General features: G+C 57.6%; 6 protein-coding genes. 4 read left to right on the forward strand and 2 right to left on the reverse strand.

The window, feature by feature from the left end; all coding sequences use genetic code 11:
- Positions 1-62: 62 nt before the first annotated feature.
- The gene (locus ACN0XM_RS11530; RefSeq protein ID WP_417567069.1) at positions 63-2,987 is read right to left on the reverse strand and encodes an insulinase family protein; all 2,925 of its coding nucleotides are present in this window, start codon (positions 2,985-2,987) and stop codon (positions 63-65) included.
- Positions 2,988-3,087: 100 nt separating this feature from the next.
- On the opposite strand from ACN0XM_RS11530, the gene ACN0XM_RS11535 reads away from it, so the two are divergent.
- The 3 genes from ACN0XM_RS11535 (at position 3,088) to ACN0XM_RS11545 (ending at position 6,127) form a co-directional block, all read left to right on the forward strand.
- On the forward strand, positions 3,088-3,549 hold the full coding sequence (locus ACN0XM_RS11535) for a hypothetical protein (RefSeq protein ID WP_417567070.1): 462 nt from the start codon (positions 3,088-3,090) through the stop codon (positions 3,547-3,549).
- Positions 3,550-3,663: 114 nt separating this feature from the next.
- The gene (locus tag ACN0XM_RS11540; RefSeq protein ID WP_417567071.1) at positions 3,664-4,983 is read left to right on the forward strand and encodes a PEGA domain-containing protein; all 1,320 of its coding nucleotides are present in this window, start codon (positions 3,664-3,666) and stop codon (positions 4,981-4,983) included.
- A 52-nt stretch (positions 4,984-5,035) separates the two neighbouring features.
- Complete coding sequence (locus tag ACN0XM_RS11545) at positions 5,036-6,127, forward strand: response regulator (protein ID WP_417567072.1); 1,092 nt, start codon at positions 5,036-5,038, stop codon at positions 6,125-6,127.
- Here the strand turns inward: ACN0XM_RS11545 and ACN0XM_RS11550 are convergent.
- Positions 6,087-6,743, reverse strand: coding sequence for a nucleotidyltransferase family protein (locus ACN0XM_RS11550; protein WP_417567095.1), 657 nt, complete (start codon positions 6,741-6,743; stop codon positions 6,087-6,089). The genes ACN0XM_RS11545 and ACN0XM_RS11550 overlap by 41 nt on opposite strands.
- Before the next feature lie 111 nt (positions 6,744-6,854).
- On the opposite strand from ACN0XM_RS11550, the gene ACN0XM_RS11555 reads away from it, so the two are divergent.
- Entirely contained in the window at positions 6,855-7,706 is an 852-nt protein-coding gene (locus ACN0XM_RS11555) for a 6-pyruvoyl trahydropterin synthase family protein (protein ID WP_417567073.1), read from the forward strand.
- The last annotated feature ends 199 nt before the right edge of the window (positions 7,707-7,905 follow it).

The raw sequence follows: 7,905 nt of genomic DNA on the forward strand, positions 1-7,905 counted from the left end.
CGAGGCAGATGAAAAGGTCGTCTGCCCCACTTTCCATCGGACCCCGGCGTTGCACTTAGACTCTACAGTTCCTGAACACCCAGACCGAGCTTCTCGACCCGAGCCCTGTTCTCAGGACTGGTCACAACCGCAATACTCGCGTTTTCGGGCACCAACCAGGTCTTGGCGACCCGCTTGATATCGTCCAGGGTGACCGCCAGAACACGCTCTCGGAACCGGGCCCTCTGCTCAGGCGTGCGACCAAACAGCTTGTTGTGGAATGCATGGCGGGCTGCGCCGGCGGGAGAGCGGGGCCGGTCAAGCTGGCCGATGACTCCGAGGATGGACTCCTCAAGCTCCTGGTATTCGTGATCGGTCTCCTGCAACCAGGTTAGCGCCTTGTCGAAATCCTCCAGCGTTTCTTCAAGGCGGGGATCCCGGTAAGAGAAGAACCGGAAGGCTCCGTTCACGCTGTCCTGCCCGGCACCGCCACCGTATGCACCCCCCTTCTCTCGGATTGTACGGTGCAGGTAGCCGTTACGCAGGAAACCACCGAGCACCGTCAGCGCCGCTGCATCGGGATGGTCCACCGGCACGGTGCTGTAGGCCTTGGCACAGAAGTTCACTTGCGTAGACGTCAGCCAGGCCTCACGGGTGGTATAGCTGACCGGTTTCATCTTCCAGTCAGAGTTGGCGGCCGCAGATGCACTCTGCCAGCAGGATTTAAGATCGTCGACCATGGCAGGAAGCTGCTCTTCCTCGCCAATTACCAGGAACTCCCGCCCCTGATCAGTGATTTTCTTATGGAGGGCTGCCAGCTTCTCGCACAGAGACACAAGTTCTTGCGGATCTTTCAGGGCCTGATCCAGCTCCTTGGTACCCCGAATACCGGCCAGCCCCCCGAGCCGGAATGACAGCCAGGCACCTGGGCTCATGCCCTGTGACGCAGCGCCCATTGCCAGTGCATGACCACTGCCGGTGACTGCCTGCTCGCGACGGGCACGAACCTGGGCAATGATTTCCCGAATCCGCTCTTTCTCGTCAAAGCGGGCATCGCTGTAGACGTCACGGAGCAGACGGGTCAATGCGGCACGGTTCCGGGACAGAGCCTTGCCATTGAATATGATGTAACCGGACAGATCCTGCACATCGTCGATACGGCCCTTGGCACTGAACGAAGCGCCAATGCCACCGGATTCCGCGGAAATGCGGTCCTGCATCTGCAAATAGTCCAGCTCCCCACAACCCACTTCGGAGATCAGCGTGGTGTAATACGGCACCAGAAGCAGCTCTTCTTCAGTGAGCGCCGGCACCGGCACCACCACCTGCTCATAGATCAGCCCATTGGTCCCACGGGCATAGACCGTAGCAGAAATATCGCCGTCGTAACGGCCTTCGGGCTCCGGCATCTGCAGGGGCACATCGGACAAGTCAACCTTTGGAAGAATGGAATCGTCGTCCTTGTGCATCTGCCGCTCTTCAAGGGCATTTGCCCGCTCGACAATCATTTGCACTTCATCCTCGGTCAGCTCTTCCTTGCGACGGGCCAGCGCCTCCCGGATGGCTTCCTGACGACGGCTTTCCAGCTTTTCGTCCGGTCGCAGGGTGAGCGTCACCCTGTGTGGATTGTCCAGCAGCTTTTTGCGAATCAGGCCGGGCACATACCCGGGATCCTGGATTTTCTCCCGGAGTGTCGCCAGCACCGGCTCCAGGTCGAGCAGTTCCACAGGGTCGCCGCCATGGACCATGGGAGCAATTGCGCTCATGATCAGCTGCAGCCCATAAGGAGCATGATCGCCAGCGATCTCACGCTGATGCAGCTCCAACTGATGCAGGATGGCTTCCAGCCGTTCCTGACTGACACCTTCCTCGGCCACTTTGAGCAGCGTGGCCTCAATCAGTGCCTCCAGCTCCCTGTGTTTTTCAGGCTCGCTGCCTTCAATTCCGCACACGAACGTCATCTCGCGGTTAGAATCCTCCAGGCCACACATGGGCGAAGGCGCATGGCCCAGATCGGTGGTTTCCAAGGCACGCATCAGGGGCGAGGCACTGTTTTCCAGAAGCACCGCAGATAGAAGCTGGCCTTCCAGGTTCTCCTGCAGGTCAAAGCTCTGCCCCAGCAGCCAGCCAACAACGATGTGTGTCTTGTTGTCTGTACCTTCGCCTTCGTTGACCGCATAGCCCTGCTCGACTCGTACCGGCGAAAACATGCGCTTTTCATCACGAACTGGCAGATCGATGTCGAGCCGGTCAAAGCGCTTTAGCGCCAGCTCCTCGAACTTTTCGTGGTGCTCCCGGGCGGGAATATCTCCGTAGGTGGCAAAAATCGCGTTGCTGGGGTGATAGTGGTGACGATAGAACTTCGTGAGGTCATCGTAGGTCAGGTCGACAATATGGTCCGGTTCACCACCGCTATTGTAATGATAGGTGGTGGTCGGAAAGAGGTGACTGCTCAGATTCTGCCATAACTGGGACGTAGGCGAACTCATGGCGCCCTTCATTTCATTGTAGACAACGCCCCGGTAGACCAGATCGGTGGAGGGATCGTCCGGTTTATCGAACTCCAGGCGGTGGCCTTCCTGGGCGAAATCCAGCGGATCCAGCTTGGAGAAAAACACGCAGTCCAGGTACACCGTCAACAGGTTATCAAAGTCTTTCCGATTCATGCTGGCAAAGGGATACGCGGTCCAGTCGCTGCTGGTAAAGGCATTCATAAAGGTATTCAGCGACCTCCGGATCATCATGAAGAACGGATCGCGCACCGGAAAACGTTCGCTGCCACAGAGTGCGGTATGCTCCAGAATATGGGCGACACCGGTCGAATCCATTGGAAAGGTACGTAGCGCCACGAAGAAGACGTTCTCGTCGTTATCTGCTGCCAGATGCAGGTGCCGAGCCCCGGTTTTCTTGTGGCGGTACTCCTCGACATCAATATTGAGCGTGTCGATCCGGTGACTGCGAAGCTTCTCAAAGGCCGGATGGGTTGCGTTGTCGATCACTGCAGCCATTCAAACTATCCTGTCTTTAAACAATTGGAGAATTGTAGGGTAACACGTAGTATCGATTATCATGCATCACTCCCGTAGCGATAAGGTATCCCGCTAATCCATGACGACACCTGCATTTAAAACCAAGGCTGTTGATGCCCCCGAAGTCGCTGCCTACTGGGTAGAACGACGCCGTTACCTCGACCGCATACGGAAAGTGCCGGAAATCAGGCAGCGTTTCTGGCGGGAAGTGGCCATCTACCTGCTCCGCAGGCTGCTCTGGTCATTCGGATTTTTCCCGATATTCCTGACGTTCTGGATTCCGTTCGTGATGGCCAGCTTCAACCCTGTCGTCCTGGCATCCGATCTGATTCCGCTGCTGGAGGAATTTGTTAACTCCAACCCTGAAGTCCAGGCAACCACCCTCAGCACCCTTTTGATTGCCTGGGCGTCGGTCGGGTTTTTCTTCCTGGTATTTGATTTTGTGCTTACCCCGTTCAAATCGCCCTATGAATACGAAGCCGATGTGTACATGAGATCATGGGAACAGCTCAACCATGACCAGCTTCCGGATAAAGTGTGATTTGGCCTGCATTCTCGTTAACTCCAGACACTTTCTGTTACATAACGTTGCACTCACTGGTTAAGATGAAGCGGTAGACAGAATTTCGAGAATGCAGGATTAAGAGGTTCCGCCATGGTCGATTTCAGACCACTTCTGTTCATAAATGCCCTGGCACTTATGTTGCTGGTCACCGCCGGATTCGCATCGGTCCGGGGCGAACTGCAGATAACAGAAACCTTCGAACCGCCCACTGTGGACCAAGCCGCCGCCACCGAAGCTGCCTCCGCCGGCGCGCCGCCAGCAAAAGCACCGGTTGAACCGGAACCCCAAAGTACAGTGCAACGCGACACAGAAGCCCGCCAGCCCATTGTCGATACCACTCCGTTTACCGTGGAACCCATGCCGGAGAAGCCCACGGTTCTGGCGGTCGCCGAACCGCCCTCGGCCATGGCAACCCGCACGGACACCGCTCCGGCGGCACAAAGGCAGGCGCGCACCAAGCCCGGGAAGCAACCGGCAACCACAGGCACGCTGGTACTCCGCTCCAACGTTGTGGGTGACCAGGTCACCGTCAATGGCAAGGATTACGGTGCAACCCGCCTGGACCTGGAACTGGAACCGGGCCGATACGACGTCACCATCAGTAAGACCGGCTTTAAACCCTGGATCCGGTCCGTTGCGCTGGAAGCCGGACGCGAAATGACGCTGGTCGGCGAGCTGAAGGCCTACACGACCGTGAATTACCGCAACGGCACCTGGATCGGCGGCGTGCGCACCGGCGACGGCACCTATGAAGGCTCTGATGGCCTGCGCTATGAAGGGCATTTCGTGAATAGCGAGTTTGATGGTCCGGGCACCGCCTGGTACCCGGATGGCAGCCGGTACGAAGGCGAATGGTCGGGTGGCAAACGCAACGGCGAAGGCGTATGGCGCAGCGCCGATGGCGCCCGCTACTCCGGGGAGTTCAGAGACAATGAGTTCAATGGCAAAGGCACACTGACGCTGGCTAACGGGAATATCCTTACCGGCCACTGGCAACAGGGGCAACTCAATGGCCACGGTTCTCTGACCACTGCCGACGGCATGCTCTATGTCGGCGGGTTCCGTAACGATGAGTTCCATGGCACTGGCACCCTCACCTATCCGGACGGACGCCATTATGAGGGCGAATTTTCCAACGGCTCCTTCCACGGCTCCGGCTCCGAGGTCTTTGCCAATGGCAAGAAATATGAGGGCCAGTACATCGAAGGAAAGTTTCACGGCAACGGGCTGTTAAAGAACCCCAACGGCAGCTCCATCGAAGCCACTTTCCGTCATGGCGAGCCCTACGGACAGGTTCGCCTGACCACGGCGGCAGGGGAAATATTCACTGCCCGTACAACTGAACCCGGTGTTTGTTATCGGGACAAGAGCTACCGGGCCACCGAGTGCCCGAAACTGGAAGGCTGGTAATCACGTCGGCCTGACAACAAATGCGTTTGCAGTACACGATTGAGGTAGTGACATGGCGATCAAGAACGCTCTGCTGGTAGACGACTCCAAAGTTGCACGATTTGCCCTGAGCAAATTGCTGGAAAGTCGTGATATGGAAGTCAACATGGCTGGCTCGGCGGAAGAGGCCCTGGATTTCCTGAACAGTCATGGCCGCCCTGATGTCATCTTCATGGATCACCTGATGCCGGGCATGAACGGCGTGGAGGCCACCAAGGCCATCAAGGGCAATCCTGAGACAGCGGGCATACCGATCATCATGTGTACATCAAAGAAATCCCTGTCCTTCATGGAGGAAGCAAAGACCTTTGGCGTCTACAACATCCTGACCAAGCCGCCCCAGACCGATGGCCTCAGTCAGGTTCTGGATCAGCTGGCCAGTGATGTCACCAGGGGCACTCTGCCCGAACCACCGGCCGAGACGGCAGCCCCAACGGAAGAGGACGGCCTGCCGAATGTGCCTGCGGATGCCTCGGTTGAGCTGTCACCGAAAACCGGGGATTCCGCAAATCGGGGCAGCGCCCAAGCCAATGTTGTACCACTAACCAGCGACCTCATTGAACAGATTGCTCGCTCCGCTGTTAAAACGCATATCAACAACCGGCTACATGAACTGCTCAGTTCCCTGTTTGATGAGCAGTTTGACCACCTCAAACGGGTGCTGGACGAATCCCGCAGCAAACAGGAGACTGCGATTGAGGAGCGCCTCAATGCCGTTTCCAAAATGGTCGAGGAGCGCACGAAAAATCTGCGGGATGACGTCGTCGCCGAAGTCAATCTGAACGTCGGCAGCGAGCTTGCGGTGCTGAAGAATGAGCTAAAAAGGAACTCAGGGTTTACCGGCGAGCACATGGCGGAACTGAAGGATCACATCACCAGTGTCCAGACCATCGATACGGAGTTCTGGCAGACACTGCAGTCCGAGGCGATTCAGCAGGCCCACGAGATCTCCCGGGAAACTGCGGAAGACATTGCCCAGCGCACGATTGACCTGTTCGTTGCCCAACAGCGGTCGGCGTCGTCCCGGGTCTATACCACAGGCCTTGCCGTCAGCCTCGGCATCTTCAGCGTGGGGATTGCCTGGCTGACCGGCCTGTTTGGCTGAGGAACCTTCTGATTCTGTGCCAGTCTGCCGGGGTGTCCACATCATCATGGACCCCCGGTATGTCCACCCGGGTTGCCCTCACCTCCGCCAGCAGCCGCCCGGCTCCACAGTCACCTTCCAGGTCGAGCACCAGGGGCCACAACCAACGAGGCAGGTAGGCTGGAACACCGGGCCGGCTGCCGTAATCCGCTGCGATAGGTTGCTCAGGAACATAGCGTGCGGCATTCCCGAACGCCTTCAGGGCATTCAGGTCCAGCAGTGGCTGGTCTGCCAGCAGAACAAAGACGCCCTTTACTGTTGGTCCCAGACTGCGAATTCCGGCCGCGAGCGATGCCGACAATCCCTCATGCCAGTCTGGCGCTTTCAGCCATAGCGAAGGTTGTCTGTGGCACCGGAAACGAATCAACGGGTACCAGGCGCCGTAAACTACCCGGACATCACGACTTAATAGCCGGCCCTGGGCAATGGCGGCGTCCAGCAGGATTTGTTTGCCCTCATTGCCACCAGCGCCGAGGGGCAGCAGCACCTTGGGCCGGCCAAATCGGCTTGAAGCACCGGCAGCCAGTATCAGTGCCGGAAATTCCTGATCGTTGATTGGTCTGCGGAAGTTTATGATGGTGTGCCCGTTATCGAGAAGTTATGGTGCCTGGCACTTAGCCAGACTGCTGTAACCGGGGATTTTTGCTAGAATCCGCTCATCAATCAACCATACCCGTCCGGAAATTTGATGAACCATCTGTTTGTAGACAACCTGACCGTTATTGATTTCGCGTATCTGGACCCGACAAGGGGGCTGGTGGGCGAAAGCTGGATTGCGGATGTGGTGCTTGGCGGTGAACTGGATGACCAGGGCATGGTGTTCGATTTCAGCAACGTGAAACGCACCATCAAGCGGGTGATCGATGAGCGCGTCGACCATCGCCTGGTGATACCCCGGGGCTATCAGGGCCTGTCCTGGCGCGAGGAACAACCAGACACCTTCACCTGGGCGCTGACGGATGGCAGCCAGATTGTTCACCGCTCACCCGACGAAGCCATCGTCTGGCTGTCGGCAGAACGGATCGTACCTTCTGCGGTGGCTGGCCTGCTGGAACAGGAAATCAAGGCCGTGCTTCCGGCGAATGTAACCTCCGTGGAGATCCATCTTCGGGAAGAGGAAATCGACGGCGCCTACTATCACTATGTGCATGGCCTGAAAAAGCATCTTGGTAACTGCCAGCGCATCGCCCATGGCCATCGCTCTCCCATTCGTATTGATCGCAACGGGCACCGGGATTATGACCTCGAGCGGCGATGGGCGAAGCTCTGGCGGGATATTTACGTGGGCTCAGAGGAAGATGTGGTGCGACGCCATGTGGGCGATGACGGGGTCCGGTACGTTACTTTCGAATATGAGGCCAATCAGGGAGAGTTTGCGCTGACGCTGCCGGAGGAGCGGGTTTACATGCTGGACACCGATACCACGGTGGAGCTTATTGCCGCGCATATTGCCGACAAGCTGAAGGTGGAGTTTGCTAGCGATGCTATTCGGGTCAAGGCCTATGAAGGTGTGGGCAAGGGGGCGATTGCCTCCCGCTAGCAATGGTAGCCTGCCCAGTTTGGCGAGGTGCAACCGGTGCCCAGATTTCCCTTAAGACACAAAAAAACCGCCCGAAGGCGGTTTTTTTGATGGCTTTCCGGTGGACTAAACCGTTAAGCCGTATTGGCGTCCCCTAGGGGGTTCGAACCCCTGTTGCCGCCGTGAAAGGGCGGAGTCCTAGGCCACTAGACGAAGGGGA

Source organism: Marinobacter sp. (assembly GCF_048269445.1).
Lineage (GTDB): Bacteria > Pseudomonadota > Gammaproteobacteria > Pseudomonadales > Oleiphilaceae > Marinobacter.